The sequence below is a fragment of the Acidisoma silvae genome (assembly GCF_020618775.1).
Lineage (GTDB): Bacteria > Pseudomonadota > Alphaproteobacteria > Acetobacterales > Acetobacteraceae > Acidisoma > Acidisoma silvae.
In genome coordinates this window covers 84,526-108,641 of sequence record NZ_JAESVB010000012.1, presented here as the reverse complement: position 1 = coordinate 108,641, position 24,116 = coordinate 84,526, and the positions used below count along the sequence as shown (strand labels likewise).

Genomic DNA, 24,116 nt, shown 5'->3' with positions numbered 1-24,116 from the left:
GCGTGTCAGGGGGAATTGGAATCACCCCCCGCCCGTCTTGCCCGCGCAAGCGGGCATCTTTTGCCTGTCACTGTGTCTGACCCAGAAGATACCCGCTTGCGCGGGTATGACGGTGTTTCAGTCAAAACCTGACAGCCTCTAATGCGCGTCTGGCTTCTTGTGGAATTCCAGAGGCGGCAGGCGGAAGATTTTCACCCGCGCCCATTCCCGCATGTATTGGAAGCAGGTGTAGAGCATCGGGATGACGAAGATCCCGACGAAGCTGGCCGCGATCATGCCGAAGAAGACCGGCGTGCCGACCGAGCGGCGGCTGATCTGCGCCGCACCCGTCGCCATCACCAGCGGCACCAGGCCGAGGATGAAGGCGAAGGACGTCATCATCACCGCGCGGAACCGCAGGCGCGACCCGGCGACGGCGGCTTCCTGAATGGGCACGCCCTGTTCGCGCTGCTCCTTCGCGAATTCCACGATCAGAATGCCGTTCTTGGCCGACAGCGCGATGAGGGTGACGAGGCCGATCTGGGCATAGAGGTTGAGCGGCAGGGACGTCACCGTCAGGCCGATGAAGGCACCGATGCCGGCCACGACGACCGAGATCAGCACCGACATCGGGATGGTCCAGCTCTCATACAGCGCGACCAGGAAGAGGTAGGCGAAGAGCACGGCCAGAGCCAGCACCACGCCCGTCTGCCCGCCGGCCTGGATTTCCTGATAGGCCGTGCCCGTCCATTCGTAGCTATAGCCCGCGGGCAGAACCTTGCTGGAAATCTCGGCCATGGCCGCCAGCGCCTGGGATGATGAGATACCCACGCCCGGCGACCCGTCGATGGTGATGGAGCGGACGTTGTTGTAACGGGTGATGACCTGCGGCCCGGTAATCACGCGCATGGTCGCCAGGCTGCGCAGCGGCACCATGTCGCCGGCCGCGTTGCGCACATAGATTTTCCAGAGGGAGGAGAAGTCGTTGCGGTCCTGCGACCGGCTTTGCACGTTCACCTGCCAGACGCGGCCGAAGAGATTGAACTCATTGACGTAGTAGCCGCCCATCGTGGCTTCGAGGGTGGTGAAGATGTCACTGATATTCACGCCCAGCGCCTGCGCCTTGTCACGGTCGATATCGAGATAGATCGACGGATTGCCGGCCGAGAAGGTGGAGAAGACGCGGCTGAGGCGCGGATCGGTATTGGCCGCCACCAGCAGGCTGCCGAGCACCGCCGACATATCCTGCGGATCCTGACCTTCCAGCGCGTCCAACTGGTATTCGAAGCCGCCGCCGGTCGAGAGGCCGATGATGGGCGGCAGGTTGAAGGGGAAGACGACGGCGCCCATGATCTGCTGCGACATGCCGAACATCTTGCCGATCAGCGTATCGACGCCATTGGCCGGCCCGGGCCTGTCCACGAAATCCTTCAAGCGCGCGACCACGAAGGCGCCATTGGGCTCCGCCGCGCCATCCAAAATGGAATAGCCGACGATCGAGATGACATGCGCCACCTGCGGCATGTCTTTCAGCATGCCGGCGACGCGGTTGACGACTTCCTGGGTGCGGTTGATGGAGGCGCCGTCCGGCAGCTGCACGGCCGTGAAGAAGGCGCCCTGATCCTCTTCCGGCAGGAAGCCGCCCGGCGTGCGGCCCGCCAGGAAAACAAGCACGCCGACACCGATCAGGATGACGGGGACAATGACGATCGCAAACCGTACCAGCCGGCTGACGACATGGCCGTAGCCGTTGCGGACGCGGTCGATGCCACGGCTGAGGCGCGAGAACGGGCCTTTGCGCGTTTCCTTATTGGTGATCGGCCGCAGGAACAGCGCGCAGAGCGCCGGTGACAGCGTCAGCGCATTCGTCGCCGAAATCAGCATGGTGCAGCTGATGGTGACGGCGAACTGCTTGAACAGCTGGCCCGACAGGCCGGGGATGAAGCCCACCGGCACAAAGACCGAGAGCAGCACGAGCGAAATCGCGACAATCGGCCCGGTGATCTGCCGCATGGCGAGTTTCGTCGCCGTCCTGGGGTCCATCCCGGGATTTTCCTCCATCACGCGCTCGACGTTTTCGACCACCACGATGGCATCGTCGACGACGACGCCGATGGCGACGACAAGGGCCAGAAGCGAAATGGTATTGGCCGAATAACCGAGGGCGACGAGAAAGGCGAAGGCGCCCACCAGGCTGACCGGCACGGCCAGCGTCGGGATGATCGTGGCCCTGATATTGCCGCCCAGGAACAAGAAGACAACGAGGACGACGAGGATGAAGCCTTCAACGATGGTGCGGATGACTTCATGCACCGTCTCGTTCACGAAGTCGGAAGTGTCGTAGATGACGCCCGCCTTCAGTCCCTTGGGAAAGCTTTTCGAGAGATTGGCGATCACCGCCTTCACGCGTTGCGCGGTCTGCACCGCATTGGCGCCGGGTTCCAGATAGATGCCGATGCCAAGCGCGGGCGCGCCATCCAGCTGATCCTGCGTCGCAAGACTTTGGGCACCGAGCGTGATGCGCGCGACATCGCGGATACGCAGCACCGACCCGTCGCTATTGGCGCGCAGGATAATCTTGCCGAATTCCTCGGGCGTCGTCAGACGGCCCTGGGTCTGGATATTGAGCTGGAACTGCTGGTTATGGCCGATCGGCTGGCCGCCGATGATGCCGACCGCCGCCTGCGTGTTCTGCGCGCTGATGGCATTGATGACATCCTGCGGCGACAGGCCGAGCTGCGTCAGGCGGTCGGTATTGAGCCAGACGCGCATCGAGTAGTTCTGTGCGCCGAACAGAAAGGCCTGACCGACACCGGGCGTGCGGGACAGGACGTCCAGCACGTTGATGGTGATGTAGTTCGAGATGAAGAGCGGGCTCAGCGACTTGTCGGGGCTGGAAAACAGCACGAACTGAAGAACGGCCGAGGATTTCTGGCGCAGCTGCACGCCTTCCGCCTGCACCTGGCTCGGCAATTGCGACAGGGCCGCCGCCACGCGGTTCTGCACATTGACGACGTCGATATTCGGGTCGGTGCCCAGCGCGAAGCTGACGGTCAGGCTGTAGCTGCCGTCATTGCCGCTATAGGACCGCATATAGATCATGTCCTGGGCGCCGACGATCTGCGCTTCCAGCGGCTGGGCGACGGTGGCTTCCACCACGGCGGCCGAAGCGCCCGGATAGCTCGTCGTCACCGAGACCTGAGGCGGCACGATATCGGGGAACTGCGCGACCGGAATGCGGGTCAGCGCAATCAGGCCGGCGAGCGAGATAAGGACCGCGATGACGATAGCCAGTCGCGGTCTGTCGATGAAGACGGATGAGATCATGGCGCGGGCTCTATTCCTGCCTTAACCGCTCGACCCGTCGCCATTGGCGGACGGTGGCATGACGGGCGCCTGATAGGGAACGGGTTTGACTGCGGCACCCGGATGCACGCGCTGCACGCCGTCGGCGACGACCTGTTCGCCGGCCTTTAGGCCGCTGGCGATGACCGCAAGCAGCGAATTGGACGAATCGCCCATGGTGATGTTGCGGCGTATCGCGACGTTCTTGTCGTCCAGGACATAGACATAGAAACCCTGCTGGTCGGCCAACACGGCGGCGCGCGGGATGGTGATGCTTTGCACCGGGTTCTTGGATTGCAGAATGACGGTCACGAAGCCGCCGTCGAGCAGCGCGCGATTGCCACCCGCGTCATTGGCCGCGCCCCGCGCCGGATTGGGGATGGAGGCGCGCAGATCGATGGTGTCGGTCGATGAGCTGACGCTGATATCGCTGAAATCGATCGTGCCGGTCTGGTCATACATCTTGCCGTTGGGCAGGCGCAGCTTGACGCTCATCTGGCCCAGGCCGCCTTTTTCGTCAGCCATCAGCTTCATGGCATCGACTTCAGAGACCGGGAACAGGACATATTCCGGATCTTCGCTGACGACGGTGACCAGCGGCGCGTCGGTGAAGGCCACGACATTGCCCGGGTCGGTCGAGATGCCGATGCGGCCGTCGATGGGCGATCGGATCGTCGTATAGCCAAGGTTGATCTGCGCCGTCTGCAATTGCGCTTCGGCCACCAGAAGCTGGCCCTGGCTCTGGCCTTGGCTGGCGGTATCGGTATCGACGGTCGAGCGCTGGCCGGCGGGCGTATTGAGCAGGGTCGAGGACCGGTTGAGATTCTGCTTGGCGTTCTTCAGCGAGGCCTCGGCCTGGATGACGGCACCCTGGGCCTGCAACACGGCGGCCTGATAGGGCGGCTGCTCGATGATGAAAAGCTGCTGGCCCTGTTTGACCTCATCGCCTTCCTTGAAGTCGCGCTCCTCCAGAAGGCCGGTGACGCGGGCGCGGACGGTAACTTTGCTGACCGCCTGGATGCGGCCGATATATTCGCTCGACTGGTAGATCGGCGTCTCCGCCGCCTTGGTGACGCCCACGGCCGGCGGACCGCCCGGACCCATCTGGGCTTCGGCGGCGGTGGCACCGCCTGCCAAAAGACTAGCGAAAACAATCGCGGAATACGGGAGTCTCATCAGGGGTTCCTGGCTGGAGCGGCACTCTGGCGGAGGCATTCGGCAGGCGAAAAGATGTCGATGGAGAGACCATGACGGATCGTTCACGATATCTGTGAGGCCTGCTGACCGCACGGTCAACCTCGCTCTCGCATCGCAACAGACACGCTCGGTTTCCGTCATCCGCAGGCGAAGCGATTGACGGGCTGGCGGGATACGGGGAAAAGCCCTTCGGAACGCTAAGCCGCGTATCGTGATTTATACATCTGGAACATGGGTCTTATCCATGAGCCACCGCCTGACGAAAGGTGCTTCGATGCAGCGCGTCTTCTCCGGGATTCAGCCCTCAGGCATTCCCACGCTCGGCAATTACCTCGGTGCGATCCGCAACTGGGTGGCGCTACAGGCCGACCATGACTGCCTCTATTGCGTCGTTGATCTTCACGCGATCACAACATGGCAGGACCCTTTGGTGCTGCGCCGCCAGACCCAGGAAATGGCGGCGACCATCATCGCCTGCGGCGTCGATCCCGATAAGCATATCCTGTTCCATCAATCGGGCGTGCCGGCCCATGCGCGGCTGGCCTGGATCTTCAACTGCATCGCCCGCATCGGCTGGCTGAACCGCATGACCCAGTTCAAGGACAAGGCCGGGAAGGACCGCGAAGCGGCGTCGGCCGGGCTGTACGTCTATCCGAACCTGATGGCGGCCGACATTCACGCCTATCACGCGACCCGCGTGCCGGTGGGCGATGACCAGAAGCAGCATCTGGAACTGGCCAACGACATCGCCCAGAAGTTCAACCACGACTACGAGGTGAATTTCTTCCCGCAGATCCAGCCGCTGATCATGCCGGAAGCCGCGCGCGTCATGTCCTTGCGCGACGGCACCAAGAAGATGTCGAAATCCGATCCCTCGGATCAGAGCCGCATCAATATGAGCGATGATTCGGAGACCATCGCGTCCAAGGTGAAGCGCGCACGCACCGATGCCGAGCCGCTGCCGAGCGAAACGGCGGGGCTTGAGGGCCGCGCCGAGGCGCGCAATCTGGTCGGCATCTATGCCGCCCTGTCGGGCCAGTCTCAGGCTTCGGTGCTGGCGCAATTCGGCGGCCAGGGCTTTGCCACCTTCAAGAACGATCTGGCCGATCTGATGGTCGAGAAGCTTGGCCCCATCGCGGCCGAGACCCGGCGCCTGCTGGCCGAGCCCGGCCATATCGATCGCATCCTGTTCGCGGGCGCCGCGCGGGCCGAGGCCATCGCCAACCCGATCGTCGCGGAAGCCGAGCGTCTGGTTGGTTTTCTGCAACGGCCGGGCGTGTAATCGCCCGCCGGATCGGCTAATGAGAGGCTTATGAGCAGAGATATGGACGCGACCCCTGCCCCCTTCGGCGCCAGCGCTCGCACGGCCGCTCTGTCGCGGAAAACCTCCGAGACCGAGATCACCATCCGCCTGAACCTGGACGGCACCGGCCAGGTATGGACGGAGACCGGGATCGGCTTTTTTGACCATATGCTGACGGCGCTCGGCCGCCACGCGCTGTTCGACCTCGATATTGCCGCTCGCGGCGACCTGCATGTCGACGATCACCATACGGTGGAAGACGTCGGCATCGTGCTGGGCCAGCTCATCCTACAGGCCGTCGGCGACAAGCGCGGCATCACCCGCTATGGCCAGTCGCTGCTGCCGATGGACGAAGCGCTGGTGGAATGCGGCATCGACCTCTCAGGACGGGCGGCACTCGGCTGGCAGGTGAATTTCACGGCCGAGAAGATCGGCACCTTCGATACGCAGCTCTGCGAGGAATTCTTCCGCGCCCTGTCGGCGAACGGGCTGTTCAACCTGCATCTGGTCCAAAAAGCCGGACGCAACGACCACCATATCGCCGAAGCCTGTTTCAAGGCGACGGCGCGGGCGCTGCGCATGGCGGTGGCCATCGATCCGCGTCAGGCCGGAGCCATCCCCTCCACCAAGGGCTCGCTCGCGGGATGAGAGTCTATACGGCCCATCTCCGGCCCGGCAGGCCGGCCTGCCTGGTGAAGGAAGGCTTCTCCCTCGCTGCCTTCCTGTTTGGGCCGCTCTGGCTTTTCGCGCATCGCGCCTGGATTGCCGGCGTGATCGCACTCGCTGTGCTGGTGGCACTTCTGGCTCTGGGCAGCGCTTTGCCTGCCAGCCCGATACCGGGGATTCTGATCGCCGGCTATGCCGGGCTGATGGGCGTCAATGGCCGCGACCTGCTACGCTGGTCTCTGGCCCGCCGGGGCTTCACTGAAACCTATGTCGTGGCAGGGCGTGACGCGGAAGCCGCCCATGGCCGGCTGCTGACCCGCGACCCGGCGCTGGCCTCCGAGGAACTGGCATGAAGATCGCAGTCGTCGACTACGGCAGCGGCAATCTCGCTTCCGCGTCCCGCGCCGTGCAGCTGGCCGCCGACCGCGCCGGCATCGCGGCCGATGTTGTGGTGACCAGCGCCCCCGCCGCCATTCGTGCGGCGTCGCGCATCGTGCTGCCCGGCCAGGGCGCCTTCGCCGATTGCATGGGCGGGTTGGACGCCGTGCCCGGCCTGCGCGACGCGCTGGAACAGACGGTGGATGCCGGCACGCCCTTTTTGGGCATCTGCGTCGGCATGCAGCTGATGGCGGAGCGCGGTCTGGAATATGGCGCGACCGAGGGTCTGGGCTGGGTTCAGGGCGAAATTACCCGCATCGACGCGCCCGGCCTGCGGCTGCCGCAGATGGGCTGGAATGCGCTGGATTTCCAGCCCGGCTCGCATCCGCTGCTGGACGGTCTGCTACCGGGCGACCATGTCTATTTCACCCACAGTTTCGCGCTGAGCGACGGCAAGGGCGCGGAAATTCTGGCGACCACCGATTACGGCGGTCCCGTGGTCGCGATCGTCGCCCGCGACAATCGCGCCGGTACGCAGTTTCACCCCGAGAAAAGCCAGGAGGTGGGCTTGACCATCGTCGGCAATTTTCTGCGGTGGACCCCATGAGCGCCGTGGACAGCAGCACCGGTGGCCCCAAGGGGATGCCGCCTGCGGATATCCGTGAGGCCCGCGCCAAGCTGACGGTCGACCGCATCACCGTTTTCAGTGAGGAAGACCTGCTCGCTTTGTGCGAGGCGACCGATGCCGCCATTATCGATGGTGGCGGTTTCGGCTGGCTGCAATCGCCGGGGCGGCAGGTTATGGAGAGCTATTTCAAGGGGTTATTGATGGTCCCTGAGAGAGAGCTTTATGTCGGGCGGGTGGACGGCGTCATTGTCGGATCGACGCAGCTGGTGCGGCCGCCGCGCAGCAACGAGGCCCAGGCCATGGCAGCGACCCTGACGCAGACCTTCGTCGCCCCCTATGCCCGCCGCCTCGGCCTGGCGCGCATGATGGTGATCCGTGCCGAGGAACGGGCGCGGGCCATGGGCTATCAGGTGCTGAACCTGGACGTGCGGGAAACCCATACCAGCGCCATCGCGCTGTATGAGGATCTTGGCTTCGAGCGCTGGGGCACCCACCCCGCCTATGCCCGCGTCGCCGGCAAGATGGTCGCGGGCGCGTTTTTCTATAAGCTTTTGCAGCGAAAGAGCTGAGACCCGTCATGGCTGGCCTTACCCTTTACCCCGCCATCGACCTCAAGGGCGGGGCCTGCGTGCGCCTGCGCCGGGGCGATATGGATCAGGCGACCGTCTATGGCGAAGACCCTGGCGCCCAGGCGCGGGCTTGGCAGGAGGCCGGCTGCCATTGGCTGCATGTGGTCGATCTGGACGGCGCCTTTGCCGGGCGCTCGGTCAATACGGCGGCGGTGCAGGCCATTCTGGCCAATGCCACGGTGCCGGTGCAGCTGGGCGGCGGCATCCGCGAGATTGCCTCCATCGAGGCCTGGCTGGCGGCGGGCGTGACCCGCGTCATCCTCGGCTCCATCGCCGCCAAAAACCCTGATCTTGTCCGAGACGCCTGCCGGCTGTTTCCCGGCCGCATCGCCGTCGGCATCGACGCGCGGGACGGGTTCGTGGCGACCGAAGGCTGGGCCGAGACCTCCAGCGTTTCGACGGAAGCGCTCGCGCTGCGTTTCGAGGATGCCGGGGCGGCGGCCATCATCTTCACCGATATCGGGCGCGACGGCATGCTACAGGGCCTGAACCTCGACGCGACCGCGACCCTTGCCCGCACCGTCACGACGCCGGTCATCGCCTCGGGCGGCGTCGGCACGCTGGATGACCTGACCGCACTTCGCGCCTTGGCCGGTGAGACGCCTGGCATCGAAGGCGTCATCGTCGGGCGCGCGCTGTATGACGGGCGTATTCTGCCGGCCGACGCGCTGCGCGTTCTTGGCTGAAGCCGACCCTGCCGACCGCGCCCTGACGGAGGCGACCCGCGCGGTCGTGCTGCGCTATCATCAGGCCTGGAAGCGGCGGGACCGCGCGGCCATTCTGGCCTGCTATCACCCCGACATCGCCTATATCGACTATTTCCAGGGCCTCAGCCTGTCTCTGGCGGATCTCCCCGCTTACCTCGACCGCGCCATGCCAGCGGCCCCAGCCGGGGATGGCGGCGATTATCTTGAGCATATCGACCGCATCCGGGCCGACGGCGACACCGCCTTCATCCAGTATCGCATCAGCCTGCCGCTCGGCCGGCATCAGGCCGAGCTGCATTCCAGCGAGGCGATTGCGGTGCGGGACGGCCTCATCTGGCGCATTCGCGAATATGCGACGCTGACCCGACCGGCGGAGGCGGCAACGGCGGCGAAGCCCACACGCCCGGCCGAGCAGAAGCTGGGCCTCTCGGCCCGGCAGATCGGCACCTTGGCCCGCGACCTGGACGGGTATTTCGCCCGCCATCGGCCCTACCTCGCGCCCGACCTCGACCTGACCCATGTCGCGCAGGCGACCGGCTATACCCGCAACCAGATCTCCTATCTGCTCAATCAGGTGCTGGGCGTGAGCTTCTATCAATACGTGACGCAGAAGCGCCTGCAACATTGCCTGACGGCGATGGCAGCGGGGTCTGAGGCCAAGACCGACGCAGCGGCTTTCGCCGCCGGTTTCAATTCTCTCTCCGCCTTCTATCGCGCCTTTCGGCAATCGACCGGCGTCTCACCCGCCGCGTATCGGCGGTCGCTCGCCGAAAAACCGTCCTCCCTGCGGACCCGCTGAGAAGACGCGGCAGGCGCGCTTTGCTAGGCAGGCGTCACGATTACGGTGACGCGCATGACGGATTGGACGAAGCTCAGCCTCTGGACGACGCAGCTGGACGACCCTTTCGTCGCGCGCCCGTCGCTGGCTGGCGATATCGATGTCGACGTGGCCATTATCGGCGCGGGCTATACCGGCCTCTGGACCGCCTATTACCTCAAGACACGCTCGCCGGACCTCCGCATCGCGGTGCTGGAGGCTGAGACGGCCGGTTTCGGCGCGTCCTCCCGCAATGGCGGCTGGGTCATCGGCGGGCTGCTGGGCGAGGATCGGCTGGTGGGCGGCATGGCCGAACCCGGTAGGGGCGAAAGCTGGTCCCTGCTGCATGCCATTCCTGACGAGGTCGGGCGCGTCACCGCCGCTGAAGGCATCGATTGCGATTACCGCAAGGGCGGCATGGTCTATTGCGCCGCCCGTTACCCGGAACAGGAAGCGCGGCTGCGCGCCTATATGGCGAGCCTGTATCATGAGGGGCTGACGGAAGCCGATTTCCGCTGGCTGTCGCCGGCCGAACTGGCGGGCGAAGTGCGGATTAAGGGCGCGCTCGGCGGACTGTTTTCCCCCCATTGCGCGACGATCCATCCGGCCAAACTGGCGCGTGGCCTAGCCCGCACGGTGGAACGCCTGGGTGTGACGGTTTATGAACAAAGCGCCGTAACACATTGGAAAAACGGTGAAGTTCGCACCACCTCGGGTAGGGTCAATGCCCAATGGGTGGTGCCGGCCGTGGAAAGCTATGCCGGCAGCCTGCCGCCGCTCGGGCGCTATCAGCTGCCCGTCCACAGCCTGATCGTCGCGACCGAACCGCTGGCCGATGAGGTCTGGGCCGGCATCGGCCTGGATCGCGGCCAGGGCTTTGGGGATTACAGCCGCCAGGTCACCTACGGGCAGCGGACGCGCGACAACCGCCTCGTCTTCGGGGCGCGCGGCGGCTATCGCTTCGGTAGCCGCATTCGGCGGAATTTTACGCTGACGGAAGCCGAAATCGCGCTGCGGCGGCATCTGTTCACCGACCTGTTTCCGCAGCTGCGCGATGTCCGCATCACCCATAGCTGGGGCGGCAATCTGGGCATGGGGCGGCGCTTTCAGACGCATATGCTGGTCGACCGGCAGAGCCGGACGGCGCTGGCCGGCGGCTATGGCGGCGAAGGCGTCGGTGCCACCAATCTGGCCGGCCGCACGCTGGCCGACCTCATCCTGGGACGTGAGACGCTGGAGACGCGCCAGCCCTGGGTGATCCGGGATCGCCCGGTGGAGAAGGCGCTGCGCGCCTGGGAGCCGGAACCCCTGCGTTGGCTGGGCTACAACGCCATCGTGCGCAGCTTCGCGCATGAGGACAGCGTGCTGGCCGACCCGCAGGCGCCGCACTGGCGCCGCCAATTGGCGCAAAGCCTGGCTGCGCGCATGGAAGCGCTCATGACCTGGAAAATCGGCTGACTTCCTTACTTCCCCTGAAAGGACGACCATGACCATCACTCATCTGCAGAACGCCGCGGCCGCCACCCTGAGCGAGCCCAAACCCGTCAGCGCGCCGCTGGGCGAGCCGGTGCCCGCCATCAGCTATCTGGACGTGGAACGCGCCGATCAGGTGGAGACGGGCATCTGGGAAGCGACCCCCGGACGCTGGGCACGCTATGTCGCCGAGCAGGAATTCTGCCATTTCATCGCAGGCCATGGCACTTTCACGCCGGAAGGCGGCGCGCCCATCGCCTTCAAGGCCGGCGACGCTTTCATGATGTCGGAAAACACGCGCGGCATCTGGGACATTCAGGAAACCGTCCGCAAGACCTACGTCATCATCAAGCGCTGAGGGTTTTCCTCTCCAGGTCATCGCCCTTCGTGCTAGCGTGCTTGCATCGCTGTCACGGAGGTGCGGGCCTTGGCTACTCTGGTCATCCGCAATGTCGATGACGACATTCATCGCCGCTTGAAAGAACAGGCTGCCTCCCACGGGCATTCCATGGAGGAGGAGGTGCGGTTGATCATTGACCGCAGCCTTCAGGTTGAGCCCATCGATCCTGGGATGGGCTTTGCCGATGCCATTCAGGCGCTTTTTGCGCCGCTCGGCGGACTCGATCTTCCCGATATTCCGCGCGAATTGCAGCGCGAGCCGCCTGACTTCTCTGGCCCGGAATGGGATTTTCCCGAGTGATCCTGCTCGACACCAACGTCATTTCCGAATTGGCGAAGCCCAGTCCCATGGTGAAGGTCGCCGCTTGGGCAAACGCCCAGCCGACAGCAACACTTTATGCAACCGCAATAGCAGAAGCCGAGTTGCTGTTTGGGTTAACCATCATGCCGCTTGGCGCACGCCGGCAAATGCTGGAACGCGCGGTCGCAACGATATTCGGCGCTTATCTGGCTGGGCGCGTTTTTCCCTTCGACCGCGCTGCCGCCGAGGAATACGCACTCTGGGCTGCGGATCGGCGGCGCATCGGCAGGCCGGTCGCCACCGCTGATTTACAGATCGCGGCAATCGCCCGGGCCCGTCAGGTTTCGGCCATCGCTACGCGCAATACCCGGGATTTCGCGGGTTGCGGCGTGCCGGTGATCGACCCCTGGCAATAGCTGAACGAGGTTAAATCGCCTCGCCCGGCAGCAGGGTGATGACCGGCCCGCCCGCGCGAGTGGCGGGCGCCATGGCATTGGTCCAGGCCACCTGCCCCACCGTGCCGCAGACCGGGCAGGACGGGTGCCATTCCACCTGTTCCGCCGTGCAGGCGGCGCAGCGCCAGCGCGGATCGGGTTGTGCCGTCTGGCTGCGGCGCAGCGCCTCATGCGCCGCAAAGGTCGCGCCCTCGCCGCCGCCCGCCGCCGCATCCGCTTCCTCGATATCGGCACGCAGCACCCAGACACGCCGCTGATCCAGGCCGGCAGCGATAGCCGCCTGCGCTTCCTGCCGCGCCTGCCCGGTCAGCCGCGCGGCCAGCGCCGCGCGCGCCAGGATGAGATGGCTTTCGCCATGCTCCGGATTGCATTTGGCCAGCCGGTCGGCGGCCTTCAGCCGCGCCATGACGTCGCTGTCGCGCGCCATATAGAAGGTCGCGAGATCGGGATGCGGGCCGCGCGTCCAAGCCTTTTCGATGACGCCGTCAGCCTTGCGCTCCTCGCCGCGCGCCCGCAGGCGGCTGGCATAGGCGAGTGCGGCCGGCGCCAGGCTGGGATCGGCCGCGAAGGCATCGCGCGCCAGACGCAGCGCCTGCGCGGCATCGCTGGCCGCGTCGGCCGCTGCCGTCGCCATGACGGCGCGCGGTGCCTCCGGCCCCGACAGGGCCAAAGCCTCGGCCCAGGCGCCGGTGCGCAGCGCCAGTTTCGCCCGCTCGGCCCGCAGCCAGGGCGCGCCGGGATGGGCGAGTTCGGCACGGCGGGCCAGATCGGCCGCCAGCGTCCAGTCCCCGGCATCCAAAGCCTGCCGCAGCAGGCCCCGCAGGCCCAGAAAGGCGGAATCGGACTGCTCGGCCAAACGGCGGTAGCTGGCCTCGGCTTCCTCGGTCTTGCCCGACAGCCGGGCCGTCTCGGCCGAAATCAGCAGCGCCATGGGCGATTGCGGCAGCAGGCGCCGCGCGCGGTCCGCCTCGCGCTTGGCAGCCTTCGGGTCTGCGGCGGCCAGAGCCGCGAAGGCGCGCGTCACGGCGCGCTCGCCCTGGCGCAATTGACGCTGATGCCGGCCGCGACCGAAACGGCCCGGTGCGCCGAAGATCGCGGCGACCAGCCGGATCAGGACATAAAGCAGCGCGAACAGAATGATGACGGCCAGTGCCACGATGGGCAGCGAGGCGGCGAAACTATAGGTGCCGACGGTCGCGGACATCTCGCCCGGCAGCGTGCCGAGCCCAAAGGCGATACCGACCAGAATGGCGGCCAGGATCAGAAAGCCGATAACCCGCCGCATCAGCCGGCCGCCATCTGGGCCAAAGCCTGTCTGGCGTCGACCAGCGCCTGCGCCTGGCTCACCCAGACCGTCATGGCGGTCGCCGCCGGACCCTGAAGCATCTTCAGCACGGTCAGCGCACCCGGCAGGTCACCCGCCGCCAGCAGTCGCTGGGCATGGGCCAGGACACCGCTGGTGGGGTCTCCCACCAGCACGCGGTCGCCCTGACGGACGGTCACCAGATCCTGCACGCGCGTCCAGATGCCGCGCCAGAAGCCGACACGGCCATTGACCGGGCCGCCGGCCTTGGCGGCTGCTGCCGCCGCATCCGGATAGGACAGAACGAGCGCCGCCTCGGTCGGCGGAGCCGTGTCGGCAAAGCGGCTAAGAGCGGCCGGCGCATTGGGGATGTCCCCCAGCGGAGTGCCGGCGCTGAGCGCGGCCTCGGCCCGCAGGAGGCGCGTCAGATGATCGGATTGGGCGGACAGCTGCGGCAGAGCCTTGGTGCTTTGCGCCAACGACTGCGCCTGCGCATTCAGCTGATCGATCCCGGCCTTGAGGGTCGCAATCTGCTGGCGCAGTGCATCGGCGTCGCCCCCCTGCTTTTCGGCCAAGGCGTCGACGCGGCTGGACAAGGTGGAAACGCTCGCCGCCGAGGGCATGGCCTGCGCCGCTTGGGTTTGAGCCGACTGCGCCGATTGCAATTGCGCGATCTGCGCCTTCAGCACGGCGATGGCGTCATCGGAGCCCACAGTCGTTGCGGCCGGCTGGGCCGTGCTGGGCGCGCCTGACACGGGAGCGGTCTGGATATTGGCGATTGCCTCGCGCAGCGCCGCCACATCGGCGCGCTCCCGCGTGTCCAGCGAATAGACCGCCGATTGCAGGGACGAGACTTCGGATTTGAGTGCCGCCACGACGCTGGTCTGGTCGGGCGGGATGGGGGGCATGGATGGCATCGGCACAGGTCGCGTCCACAGATAGACCATGCCGCCGGCCAGGATGATGAAACCCGCCAGCGTCAGCAGCGGTGTCACGCGGTTGCGGTCGTTCGACACCAGCTGGGGCTCGGTCGGCACCGGCGCCGCTACGGTTTCGGCGTCAGATTCCGGGGCAGGCGTCGGGGTCATTTTGGGCTCATCAGTCATTCAGGAGGGCCAATACCGCTTTCTCATGAGGGTCCATTGCCACATGGATGGCGGCCCAAGGCAAGTCTTGGACAGCTTCGGCCACCGTGTGGCTGATGGCGGCCAGTCTGAACCGACCGAGGCGCGCCGCGAGCGTCGCGTCGTGGCAGACGCACTGAAAGCAAAGTGCGGTCTCGCGCGAAAAGAGCAAGACCCAGCCCGGCCGGTCTCCGTTCAAAAACGCGGCGGCGGCGGGCGGCAGCACGGTGACCGAGCGCGCCGCGTAAACTTCTTCTCTAATAACTTCAATACCAAAGGCTTGCAGGATGGTCTTCAGACGGTTTCCCTGATTGAGCCCAGCCGCAAGCAGCAGCGGCAGCCCGTCTCGCGGCAAATCGCGAATAATTAATGCCGCAAGATCATCGGCTTTGCCGTTGGCGCTGTGAACTTGGGTGAAACCATGACTGCGCGCGGCGGCGGCCGTCGCGTCGCCCACGGCATAAAGCGGCAGCGCATGATAAAGGTCAGGGAGCGCTGCAAGCGCCTGCTGGCTGGCGACCAGAATGCCCCGCAGGCTTTCTACGGGCGGCAAGGTGCGAATGAAGGTCTCCACCCGCAGCAGAGGCGCGACCACGGGCTCGAACCCCATGGACAAAAGGCGCGTTGCTGTTGCGCTGGCGCCGGGTTGCGGCCGCGTCACCAGCACCGGAACGGGCATGGCGGTGGCTCTGGCGCTAATCGAGAAAGATATCGGCGGGCGACTGGCCGCGCAACTCGTCACCCAGGCTGCGGCCGAGCGCTTCCGCGTCACGCGGATTGCCGCGCGATTCGGCGCGCAGCAGGAAAGACCCGTCTTCGCGCGCGACCAGGCCGGTCAGGTGCAACTCGCCGTTACAGATGCGGGCATAGCCGCCGATCGGCGTGCGGCAAGACCCGTCCAGCGCCGCCAGCAGCCCGCGCTCGGCCAGCGAGACGGCGCGGGCGTCCGGGTCTTCGATGGCCGACAGCAATTCGCAGAGTTCGACATCATCCGCGCGGACGGTCACACCGACAATGCCCTGGCCTGCGGCCGGCACCATGATTTCCGGCGCGATTACCACAGCCGCCTCATGCGCGAGGCCGAGGCGGCGCAGACCCGCGAAAGCCAGGAGACTGCCGTCGAATTCACCGGCTTTCACACGGTTCAGCCGGGTCTGGACATTGCCACGGATCATGCGGACGGTGAGATCCGGCCGGGCATGCAGCAGCTGCGCCTGACGGCGGACGGAGGCCGAGCCGATAATCGCCCCCGCCGGCAGGCTGGCATAGGGGTCAAGCGGATCGGGCCGGTCCAGCCCATCGCCCAGGATCAGCACGTCCCGCGCATCCTCGCGCTTCAGCGTGCAGGCCAGGACGATGCCGGGCGGCAGTTCAGTTTCCAGATCCTTCAGGCTATGGACCGCGAAATCGATGCGGCCATCCGCCAGAGCCTCATGAATTTCTTTTGAAAACAGCCCCTTGCCACCGATTTCTGCGAGGCGCTTGTCCTGCACCCGGTCGCCGGTCGTGGTGATGATATGTTCTTCGAAGACGTTCATCGCATCCAGAACCGGGCAGAACCGGCTGAGCTGCGCCTGAAAGGCGCGCGTCTGGGCGAGCGCAAGCGGAGATCCGCGTGTACCGACACGCAGGGGCAGCGTGCGGCGATGGGGTTTTACGCGCGGTTCATGCGATAAAACGTCTGAAATCCTCATTCGCGCGTGGTAGTCCCAGACTTGTCCGAAGAAAAGACTTTTGCACTGCACACCGGCTCTGACCGTAGCGGGATTTTGAGCGGGAATAATGTCGGTCCGCTGCTGGCGATCGAGTCTTCCTGCGATGAGACGGCGGTTGCCATCCTGTCCACGGACGGTCAGATCATCGCCGAGCATGTGTTGAGCCAGTTCGCCGATCATGCCCCTTTCGGCGGCGTGGTGCCGGAAATCGCCGCCCGCGCGCATCTGAGCCATCTGCCGGCCTTGGTGAAGCATGCCCTGGCCGAAGCCGGCCTGACGGTCGGCGACCTCGCCGCCGTGGCCGCCACCACCGGCCCCGGCCTGATCGGCGGGCTGCTGGTCGGCGCCGGTTTCGGCAAGGGACTGGCGCTGGCGGCCGGCAAACCCTTCATCGCCGTTAATCATCTGGAAGGCCATGCGCTGACCGCCCGCCTGCCGGGGCTGGTGCAGGACGGACTCGCCTTTCCCTATCTGCTGCTGCTGTTGTCCGGCGGGCATTGCCAATGCGTCGCCGTCGAAGGCGTCGGCCGCTACCGCCGCCTTGGCGGCACGATCGACGATGCGGTGGGTGAGGCTTTCGACAAGGTCGCCAAGCTGCTCGGCCTGCCTTTGCCCGGCGGTCCCGGCATCGAGCGTCTGGCGGCCCATGGCGATGCCAAGGCTTTCGCCTTTCCACGTCCACTTTCGGGCCGAGCCGGTTGTGATTTCAGCTTTTCCGGTCTCAAGACCGCCGTAGCGCAGGCGGTCGGCGCGCTGCCGCCCGGTGCGATCGACCAGAAGACTGCCGCCGATATCGCGGCCAGCTTTCAGGCCGCCGTGGTCGATGTACTGATGGATCGCGCGAGCCAGGCGTTGAAGGCATTGCCGGAGGCGACGGCCCTGGTAGTCGCCGGCGGCGTTGCCGCCAATCAGGCCATCCGCACCGGACTGCAAAGCCTGGCGGCGCGCCGCGATATTCCCCTGGTCGCCCCGCCGCTGCGCTATTGCGGCGACAATGCCGTGATGATCGGCTGGGCGGCGCTGGAACGGCTGCATGCGGGCCTGGCCGAAGACGGGCTCGACCAGCGACCGCAGCCGCGCTGGCCGCTGACCGCACTCGCCCTGCCCGTTCCCGAAAACGTGAGCGCGGCGGAATGAACTGTCATCAGAAACATTGCTAACAATTAACAAGACCATGCTTAAATCCTGTCGGGTCAATCGTTTCCGAGAGGATCTTCGCGCGCCATGGCCATGGTTTTCCGCGCCCGTCTGCGGCGGCCCGTTGCGGTCATTGCCCTTCTGACCGGTATCGCCGGCTGTGCCGATGCCGTCACTCTGCCCGGGCCCGGCACTGTCGCGGACGATGTCTTCGGCCCGCGCAATCTGACGGCGCCCGCGCCAGGCCTGCCGCCAAGCGCGCCGCCCGCCGCCAAGACGCAGCCGATGCTGCCCCTCCTGCTTGGCGATGGCGCGCGGGTTTACCGCGCAACCTATGCTACGAGCGCGGATGGCGCCGATGCGCCGACGCTGTCCCCTGTCATGGTGCGCCAGGACGCCGATCTGATCGCCGCCGCGATGGCGGCCGAGGTGCCGCATGCGCTGGCCTTGTCCCCCGAGCGGCAAGACGTCCTGATCGGCTTGGCCAAGACCATGGCAGAGAACGGTCATTTCTTCGTGCGCCGCCCGCAGCTTGTTTTGGTCGTCGATCGCGCCCTGAAGGGCCAGACGCTCTCCGTCACCCTGGCCCAGCCTGATGGGGACTGGGTGATTCTCGGCACGCGGTCTGTCTCCACCGGCAAGCCCGGCCGGAAGGAGCATTTCAAGACGCCCGTCGGCGTGCTGCTGAATGACGGGTCCGAACTCGGCTACCGCGCCCAGGGCACCTATAACGAGAACCATATTCGTGGTCTGGGCGTGAAAGGCATGCGCGTCTGGGATTTCGGCTGGCAGACCAGCGACGATTGGCGGACGCCGGGGGCGACCATGCAGGTGCGCGTCGAAATGCACGCGACCGACCCGGCCGTGCTGGCGGCGCGGCTGGGACGCGCGGATTCGGAGGGCTGCATTCGCCTGCCCGAAGCGGTGAACCGCTTTCTGGACCGGCATGGCATTATCGATGCCGATATCGAGAAACTGGGCGAGACCGATAACGGCTATCGCGCCCTGCTCTCCCCTTACCTGACGCCGACCGCACTGGCCGGCGTCGCGGTCATCGTGGTCGATACGTCAGAACCCTGGGCAAAACCCTATCCGCCGGCAACGACCCTGTCGCTCAGCGGCTAGAGCATTTCAGAGTTTTGACGAAAACCGCGTCATTCCCGCGAAGGCGGGAATCTTTTCCCTTTGCCAGTGCGACAAGGCATAGAAGTTGCCCGCCTTCGCGGGCATGACGGTTCGCTGACTACCCGCCGTGGCGCAGCGTCAGCCGTGCCAATTCGGCCCGCACCAACCGTTCCACCATGCTGGGGAGATGCTCATCCAGCCAGGATTTGAGCAGCGGCCGCAATTCGCCGCGCACAAACTCCTCCATCGACGGCGACGCGGAGGGAACGGGGCGCAGCAGCGCGTCGCGATCCTCGGCCAGCTTGCGCAGCAGCGCATCGACCGAAGCGGCGGCGGCGGCGGCGGCCGTCGGCGCCAGCATCTCTTCGATCTGCTGCGCCGTCAGACCCGTCGTCACCGAAGCCGCCGGCTGTACGGTTGCGGGTGGCAGCACAACCGCACCGCCGACGGTTTCCTCGACCATCGGGCCATGGGCCTCCGGCACCGGCAAGACGTGATCGACCACCGGCTCGACCGCCGCCAGATTGCCCGTCATCGGCACAAAAGCCGGGGCCAGACCCGGCAGCGCGCCAATGACCATGCTGTCGTCCAGGACCAGAACGGTGTCGGTGGTGACGGAGGAGGCCGCGGGAACGACCGGCAAAACGAAAGGCGCCGGCGGGCTTTCGGCCTGGGCTTCCGGCACCGGACCATCCTTCAGCCGCGCCTGTTCATCCAGCATGATGCGGCGGATGGAGGCGAGAATATCATCCATCGACTGATCGGTCTGCGGGCCGTCTTCCCCAGTTGCTGTCATGCCTTGTCCCGTTGAAAAGCGCCCGTCCAGGCGGTTTTACTGGTTGTTATTGCTCAGATTGTCGGAAGGGCTGCCATTGGCGTCGCCGACCGTATTCGCCGTCGGGTCGCCCGTGCCGGCCCAGGCATTCTTGACCGCGTTATAATAGGTCGTATCGTCATACAGCGGCACATGGAGGCCGACATCGCGTGCCGTGAAGCGGCCCATGGCGGTCGCCACGTTATAGGAGGCGATGACCAGGTTCGCGAGGTTCTGCACCAGCGTGACCTGGGATTGCAGCAGCAACTGCTGGGCATTCAGCACGTCGAGCGTGGTGCGGCTGCCGACGATGGCCTCGCGCTCCGTGCCGTCAAGCGCGATTTCGTTGGCGGCGATTTCCGCCCGCGTGCTGGTGATGGTCGCGCGCGTCGCGACCAGGGTTTCCCAATATTGCTCGGCATTCTGGATGGCCGTGCGGCGCTGCAACTCCACCTGCTGGCGGGAATATTCACGCTGCTGCACGGCCTGGCGAATGGCAGCGTATTCCGAACCGCCCTGGTAGATGGGCACGGTCAACTGGGCCAGAACCTCGGCGCCGTTCGACACGTAACCGGATTCGGACTGGTTGATCTGCTTATAGACAGTGCCTTCAAGCGACAGCTGCGGCATCAGCTTCGCCCAGGCGACATTCACGCCATCGGCGGAGGATGCCTGCGTGAACAGAGCCTGCACCACCAGCGGGTTATTGTTGGCCGCATAATCGGCGGCCTGCTTCTTGTTCTGAACCGGCAGCGCCATCGGCTGCGGCGGCGTCAGCTTCGCAGGCTCCAGGCCGACCACGGCGCGGAACTGCGCGCGGGACGTTTGCAGCGTGCCACGCGCCGTCTGCACTTCGGCTTCGGCCTGGGCAAGCGCGCTTTCGCTCTGCGCCACGTCGGTGCGGGTAATTTCACCGACCGAGAAGCGGTCCTGCGTCGCCTTCAGCTGCTCTTTCAGCACCTGGGCATTGTTGATGGCGAGCGCCAGCAGCTGCTGATCCTCGATCACCGTCACATAGGCCTGCACGACGTTCGAAAAGACCGTCTGCTCGACATTGATCAGGTTGGCGCGCTCGGCCATGACCTTGTTCTTGGCCTGGGCTGTCGCTGCCTTGGTGCCGCCGCCATTATAGACATTCTCTGTAATGGTGGCCCCGACGGACGCGACGTCGCGATTTTCGGTCAGGGTCGATGTGCCGGTGCCGCCATTCCCCAGGGTGCTTCCGGACGCGACGGCATTGCCCTGGATATAACCGGCGGTGCCTTGCAAGGTCACGGTCGGGCGCCAACCGGCCAAAGCCGCCGGCACGCCTTCATCGGTCGCCCGCAAATTAGCGCGCTCCGATTGCAGCGTCGGGTTATTCGCATAGGCCGCCGCCAAGGACTGTTCCAGGGTCTGCGCCGAGGCGGGCAAGGCCGAGGCCAGAAAGCCCAGGCCGATCAGAATGCTAATGCGTGAGACCATGAACCCCATTCCAATCTTCGACACGCCCTTGTCAGCGCAAGGATGCCGGAACGCTCCGGACTAAACCGCAAGGCAGGCCCTTGTTCCGGACCCCAATTGACCGACACCATGCATGAAACGCAGGCGCGCGAACAGCGCCCTTTGTGCAGTTTCCCACAAGATCAAGGGGCAACGTCATCGGCCTGCAATGATGTGATCCAGAAACCGTATCCGGGTCAAATCCGAAACGATGTCAATGGGCTTCAGAACTCAAATACGGGTTCGGGGGCGAAGCCCGCCAGCGGGCTGGTGGTGCAGTCAAAGGCCGGCGTCACGGTCAGGCTTTCGCCCTGGCGCTCGGCGATGACGGCGACGCCGGTCGGCAGCGCGCCCGGCACCAGACGCGACGCACGAACGGTAACGAGCCGCCCCTGGCCCGGCCGCAACTGGGTCGCGAAAGCCGCCGGAATGGCCGGGATCATACCTTCGATCAGAATAGCGTCCCAGGCCTGGACACCCGGCAGGCCTTCGACCGGATTGCCGATCTGGCTTGCAACCGTCAGGCCCAGGCCCTGATAGGCGGCCCGTGCGGCGGACTGGAGCGCCTCGTTCGAATCGAGCGCCGTGACCCGCGCGCCGCAGGCGGCCAGCACGGCCGCGCCATAGCCGCAGCCCGACCCCACGACCAGAATGCGCTCGCCCTCGACCGGCGCCAGCAGCTGCGCCAGACGGGCAAAGGCCAGCGGCGCCATCAGAAATTGGCCCTGGCCCAGATCAACGTCCTGATCGGCATAGGCGAGGCTGGCCGTCGCCGCGGGCAGAAACCGCTCGCGCGGGATGCGGCGCATCGCGTCCAGCACCGCCGCGCTGGTGACCTTGGTGGGACGAAGCTGGCTGTCCACCATGAACTGCCGCGCCGTCGCGAAAGAAATTGCCGTGCTCGCCATCATGTCCACCGCGTTCCAAGCCTTGGTGCGCGGCAACATAGCGGGGCGGATGACCTGCGCCAAGCAGGCAGGCCATTCCTGACCGCAATCAGACGGGCTTGACCAAGGGCGCGGGTCTATGGATAAGCCGCGTCAGACGCGCCAAGGTCCCGTGGCAGATCGGTTATGTAAGGGACTGCAAATCCCTCTAGCCCGGTTCGACTCCGGGCGGGACCTCCACAGCGACGCCTGACCTTCCGGACGCACCCGCCGCGTCTGGCCGCTATGCCCGGAAAAACATTGACTTTTTGCCGGCGTACCAGCGATACCGCGCTGCATCGTTACTGAGTGATTCGCCCTTGCGGCCGCCTTTCGCGGGCCTTCTGGCGCTTTTCCCTGTAATGACGTCATCGGCGCCGGGGATCCGGCATCGGCCCCATCACGACGCAAGACCACCACAGGATCAGATCCTCTTTGTCTCTTCACGCAGCGTCTCAAGCAGACGCAAACACTCAGGCGGCCGCTACGGCCTCTCAAGACACGACCGATGCCGCGGCTCCCGCCCCGGCTGAGGTTCTGGCTGTGGCAGTCGAAGCGGCGGCGCCGCGCACGACCTTCGCCGATCTCGGCCTGTCCGAAGATCTGCTGCGTGCCATCACCGAAAAAGGCTATGTCCACCCGACACCGATCCAGGAACAGGCGATTCCGATCGTGCTCCAGGGTCGTGACGTCATGGGCGTGGCGCAGACCGGCACCGGCAAGACGGCCAGCTTCACCCTGCCGATGTGCGAAATCCTGTCCGGCTCCAGGGCCCGGGCGCGCATGCCGCGCAGCCTGATCCTGGAACCGACGCGCGAACTGGCTTTGCAGGTCGCCGAAAACTTCGTGCAATACGGCAAGTATCTGAAGCTCAACCACGCGCTTCTGATCGGCGGCGAAAGCATGTCCGATCAGAAGGAAGTTCTGATGCGCGGCGTGGACGTGCTGATCGCGACGCCGGGCCGCCTGATCGATATGTTCGAGCGTGGCGGCCTTCTGCTCAGCGACACCCGCATCCTCGTGGTGGACGAAGCCGACCGCATGCTGGACATGGGCTTCATCCCCGATGTCGAGCGTATCGTCTCCATGCTGCCGTCCACCCGCCAGACGCTGCTCTTCAGCGCCACCATGGCGAAGGAAATCCGCCGTCTGGCCGACGCGTTCTTGCAGAACCCGAAAGAGATCAAGACCGCCGCCGCCGCTTCGGTCGCGACGACGATCACCTCGGGCCTCGTCATCGTCGATGAGGAAGACAAGCGCCGGGCGCTGCGCCAGCTCATCAAGTCGGAAGAGGTGCAGAACGCGCTGATCTTCTGCAACCGCAAGCGCGACGTCGATATTCTGTTCAAGTCCCTGCAACGCCACGGCTTCAGCGTCGGCGCGCTGCATGGCGACCTGCCGCAATCGGCGCGTTTCTCGACGCTGGAAAAGTTCCGCGCCAATGAGCTGCGCATCCTGGTCTGCTCGGACGTCGCCGCGCGCGGCATCGATATCGGCGGCTTGAGCCATGTCTTCAATTTCGATGTGCCGCATCATTCCGAAGACTATGTGCATCGCATCGGCCGCACCGGCCGTGCCGGACGCGAAGGCCGCGCCTTCACTTTCGCGACCCCTGGCCAGCAGGAAGCGGTCGTGGCGATCGAGAAGCTGACCGGCAAGCCCATCCCGCAGATCCAGGTCGAAGGTTTCGATCTTCTGGGCTGGTCGGAAGCCAGCGACAGCCGTGGCAAGGGCCGTGGCCGTGGTCGCGGCAAGGATAAGCCGGCGGCGAAGGATAGCGTGCAGTCGGCCCCGGCCGAGGCGCGGAATGACGGTCCGTCCAAATCGCGCCACAAGCCCAAGGACAAGCCGGCCGAGACGCAGGCCGAGGCCCGCAGCCCCGAGCCGCGTCAGGCCGAGCCGCGCCAGGCAGAGCCCCGCGCGACGGAAGACCGGCAGCCGCGCCATGCTGAACCGCGTGCGAAGCCAGACCGCGGCGACCAGGGCGCGCGTCCCAATCGCGACCGTGGCGGCGACCTCGGCCCGTCCGTCGTGGGCTTCGGCGATGAAATCCCGGCCTTCATGCTGGTTCGCCGGCGCAGCCAGGGCGTTGCCAGCGTCGACGCGCCCGGTTTCGTCGCCGGGGAAGACCGTCCAGCCGATACCGACGCGCCCGAGGATGGCAGCTGAGGCCGGATCGGCCTCACTGCCCTGCCTGTTATTCCTCTGTTGCT

Annotated in this window: 21 protein-coding genes, 1 tRNA gene and 1 pseudogene; 14 read left to right on the top strand and 9 right to left on the bottom strand. The window is 65.7% G+C overall.

Features of this window, described 5'->3' with window-relative positions:
* Positions 1 to 138: 138 nt before the first annotated feature.
* Both ASILVAE211_RS19430 and ASILVAE211_RS19425 read right to left on the bottom strand, forming a co-directional pair.
* Positions 139 to 3,306 carry an efflux RND transporter permease subunit gene (locus tag ASILVAE211_RS19430; RefSeq protein ID WP_227323018.1) on the bottom strand — a complete coding sequence of 1,056 codons (3,168 nt, stop codon included), beginning with the start codon at positions 3,304 to 3,306 and terminating at the stop codon, positions 139 to 141.
* A gap of 21 nt (positions 3,307 to 3,327) precedes the next feature.
* The gene (locus ASILVAE211_RS19425; protein WP_227323017.1) at positions 3,328 to 4,500 is read right to left on the bottom strand and encodes an efflux RND transporter periplasmic adaptor subunit; all 1,173 of its coding nucleotides are present in this window, start codon (positions 4,498 to 4,500) and stop codon (positions 3,328 to 3,330) included.
* Between the two features lie 295 nt (positions 4,501 to 4,795).
* Between ASILVAE211_RS19425 and trpS the strand changes: the two genes are divergently transcribed.
* The 10 genes and pseudogenes from trpS (at position 4,796) to ASILVAE211_RS19370 (ending at position 12,238) form a co-directional block, all read left to right on the top strand.
* Positions 4,796 to 5,803: a tryptophan--tRNA ligase gene (gene trpS, locus ASILVAE211_RS19420; protein ID WP_227323024.1), complete on the top strand. Its 1,008-nt coding sequence runs from the start codon at positions 4,796 to 4,798 to the stop codon at positions 5,801 to 5,803.
* A 42-nt stretch (positions 5,804 to 5,845) separates the two neighbouring features.
* Positions 5,846 to 6,472 (top strand): imidazoleglycerol-phosphate dehydratase HisB, encoded by a 627-nt coding sequence (hisB, locus tag ASILVAE211_RS19415; RefSeq protein ID WP_227323023.1) that lies wholly within the window; start codon positions 5,846 to 5,848, stop codon positions 6,470 to 6,472.
* Positions 6,469 to 6,843, top strand: a complete 375-nt coding sequence (locus ASILVAE211_RS19410) for a DUF2628 domain-containing protein (RefSeq protein WP_227323016.1) — start codon at positions 6,469 to 6,471, stop codon at positions 6,841 to 6,843. Before hisB ends, ASILVAE211_RS19410 begins: the two co-directional genes overlap by 4 nt.
* Complete coding sequence (gene hisH, locus ASILVAE211_RS19405) at positions 6,840 to 7,475, top strand: imidazole glycerol phosphate synthase subunit HisH (protein ID WP_227323015.1); 636 nt, start codon at positions 6,840 to 6,842, stop codon at positions 7,473 to 7,475. The genes ASILVAE211_RS19410 and hisH overlap by 4 nt, the downstream gene beginning before the upstream one ends.
* 35 nt (positions 7,476 to 7,510) lie before the next feature.
* Positions 7,511 to 8,811: pseudogene (hisA, locus tag ASILVAE211_RS26375) on the top strand (1-(5-phosphoribosyl)-5-[(5-phosphoribosylamino)methylideneamino]imidazole-4-carboxamide isomerase).
* Entirely contained in the window at positions 8,804 to 9,631 is an 828-nt protein-coding gene (locus ASILVAE211_RS19390; protein ID WP_227323013.1) for an AraC family transcriptional regulator, read from the top strand. Before hisA ends, ASILVAE211_RS19390 begins: the two are co-directional and overlap by 8 nt.
* A gap of 54 nt (positions 9,632 to 9,685) precedes the next feature.
* Entirely contained in the window at positions 9,686 to 11,107 is a 1,422-nt protein-coding gene (locus ASILVAE211_RS19385; protein ID WP_227323012.1) for an NAD(P)/FAD-dependent oxidoreductase, read from the top strand.
* Between the two features lie 28 nt (positions 11,108 to 11,135).
* Positions 11,136 to 11,480 carry a cupin domain-containing protein gene (locus ASILVAE211_RS19380; protein ID WP_227323011.1) on the top strand — a complete coding sequence of 115 codons (345 nt, stop codon included), beginning with the start codon at positions 11,136 to 11,138 and terminating at the stop codon, positions 11,478 to 11,480.
* 69 nt (positions 11,481 to 11,549) lie between these two features.
* Positions 11,550 to 11,822, top strand: a complete 273-nt coding sequence (locus ASILVAE211_RS19375; protein WP_227323010.1) for a FitA-like ribbon-helix-helix domain-containing protein — start codon at positions 11,550 to 11,552, stop codon at positions 11,820 to 11,822.
* The gene (locus ASILVAE211_RS19370) at positions 11,819 to 12,238 is read left to right on the top strand and encodes a type II toxin-antitoxin system VapC family toxin (RefSeq protein ID WP_227323009.1); all 420 of its coding nucleotides are present in this window, start codon (positions 11,819 to 11,821) and stop codon (positions 12,236 to 12,238) included. The genes ASILVAE211_RS19375 and ASILVAE211_RS19370 overlap by 4 nt, the downstream gene beginning before the upstream one ends.
* A 10-nt stretch (positions 12,239 to 12,248) precedes the next feature.
* Here ASILVAE211_RS19370 and ASILVAE211_RS19365 read toward each other — a convergent pair whose 3' ends face one another.
* Genes ASILVAE211_RS19365 through hemC form a run of 4 tightly spaced genes read right to left on the bottom strand, consistent with a single transcriptional unit; the run spans position 12,249 to position 16,398 of the window.
* Entirely contained in the window at positions 12,249 to 13,562 is a 1,314-nt protein-coding gene (locus ASILVAE211_RS19365; protein WP_227323008.1) for a heme biosynthesis HemY N-terminal domain-containing protein, read from the bottom strand.
* Positions 13,562 to 14,668: a COG4223 family protein gene (locus ASILVAE211_RS19360; RefSeq protein WP_227323007.1), complete on the bottom strand. Its 1,107-nt coding sequence runs from the start codon at positions 14,666 to 14,668 to the stop codon at positions 13,562 to 13,564. Before ASILVAE211_RS19360 ends, ASILVAE211_RS19365 begins: the two co-directional genes overlap by 1 nt.
* A gap of 10 nt (positions 14,669 to 14,678) precedes the next feature.
* Complete coding sequence (locus tag ASILVAE211_RS19355; protein ID WP_227323006.1) at positions 14,679 to 15,383, bottom strand: uroporphyrinogen-III synthase; 705 nt, start codon at positions 15,381 to 15,383, stop codon at positions 14,679 to 14,681.
* 16 nt (positions 15,384 to 15,399) lie between these two features.
* Positions 15,400 to 16,398: a hydroxymethylbilane synthase gene (gene hemC, locus ASILVAE211_RS19350; RefSeq protein ID WP_227323005.1), complete on the bottom strand. Its 999-nt coding sequence runs from the start codon at positions 16,396 to 16,398 to the stop codon at positions 15,400 to 15,402.
* A 75-nt stretch (positions 16,399 to 16,473) separates the two neighbouring features.
* Here hemC and tsaD point away from each other — a divergent pair, with 75 nt between their 5' ends.
* Positions 16,474 to 17,556 carry a tRNA (adenosine(37)-N6)-threonylcarbamoyltransferase complex transferase subunit TsaD gene (gene tsaD, locus ASILVAE211_RS19345; RefSeq protein ID WP_227323004.1) on the top strand — a complete coding sequence of 361 codons (1,083 nt, stop codon included), beginning with the start codon at positions 16,474 to 16,476 and terminating at the stop codon, positions 17,554 to 17,556.
* A gap of 87 nt (positions 17,557 to 17,643) precedes the next feature.
* On the top strand, positions 17,644 to 18,681 hold the full coding sequence (locus ASILVAE211_RS19340) for a L,D-transpeptidase (protein WP_227323003.1): 1,038 nt from the start codon (positions 17,644 to 17,646) through the stop codon (positions 18,679 to 18,681).
* A gap of 118 nt (positions 18,682 to 18,799) precedes the next feature.
* On the opposite strand, the gene ASILVAE211_RS19335 is transcribed toward ASILVAE211_RS19340, so the two are convergent.
* The 3 genes from ASILVAE211_RS19335 to ASILVAE211_RS19325 all read right to left on the bottom strand — a co-directional run bounded on the left by ASILVAE211_RS19335 (position 18,800) and on the right by ASILVAE211_RS19325 (position 21,948).
* Positions 18,800 to 19,477 (bottom strand): DUF2497 domain-containing protein, encoded by a 678-nt coding sequence (locus ASILVAE211_RS19335; protein ID WP_227323002.1) that lies wholly within the window; start codon positions 19,475 to 19,477, stop codon positions 18,800 to 18,802.
* Positions 19,478 to 19,513: 36 nt separating this feature from the next.
* The gene (locus ASILVAE211_RS19330; RefSeq protein ID WP_227323001.1) at positions 19,514 to 20,959 is read right to left on the bottom strand and encodes a TolC family outer membrane protein; all 1,446 of its coding nucleotides are present in this window, start codon (positions 20,957 to 20,959) and stop codon (positions 19,514 to 19,516) included.
* A gap of 242 nt (positions 20,960 to 21,201) precedes the next feature.
* Positions 21,202 to 21,948, bottom strand: coding sequence for a protein-L-isoaspartate O-methyltransferase family protein (locus ASILVAE211_RS19325; RefSeq protein ID WP_227323000.1), 747 nt, complete (start codon positions 21,946 to 21,948; stop codon positions 21,202 to 21,204).
* Positions 21,949 to 22,030: 82 nt separating this feature from the next.
* On the opposite strand from ASILVAE211_RS19325, the gene ASILVAE211_RS19320 reads away from it, so the two are divergent.
* Positions 22,031 to 22,104, top strand: a tRNA-Cys gene (locus ASILVAE211_RS19320).
* Between the two features lie 222 nt (positions 22,105 to 22,326).
* On the top strand, positions 22,327 to 24,072 hold the full coding sequence (locus ASILVAE211_RS19315) for a DEAD/DEAH box helicase (RefSeq protein WP_406566081.1): 1,746 nt from the start codon (positions 22,327 to 22,329) through the stop codon (positions 24,070 to 24,072).
* Positions 24,073 to 24,116: the final 44 nt, after the last annotated feature.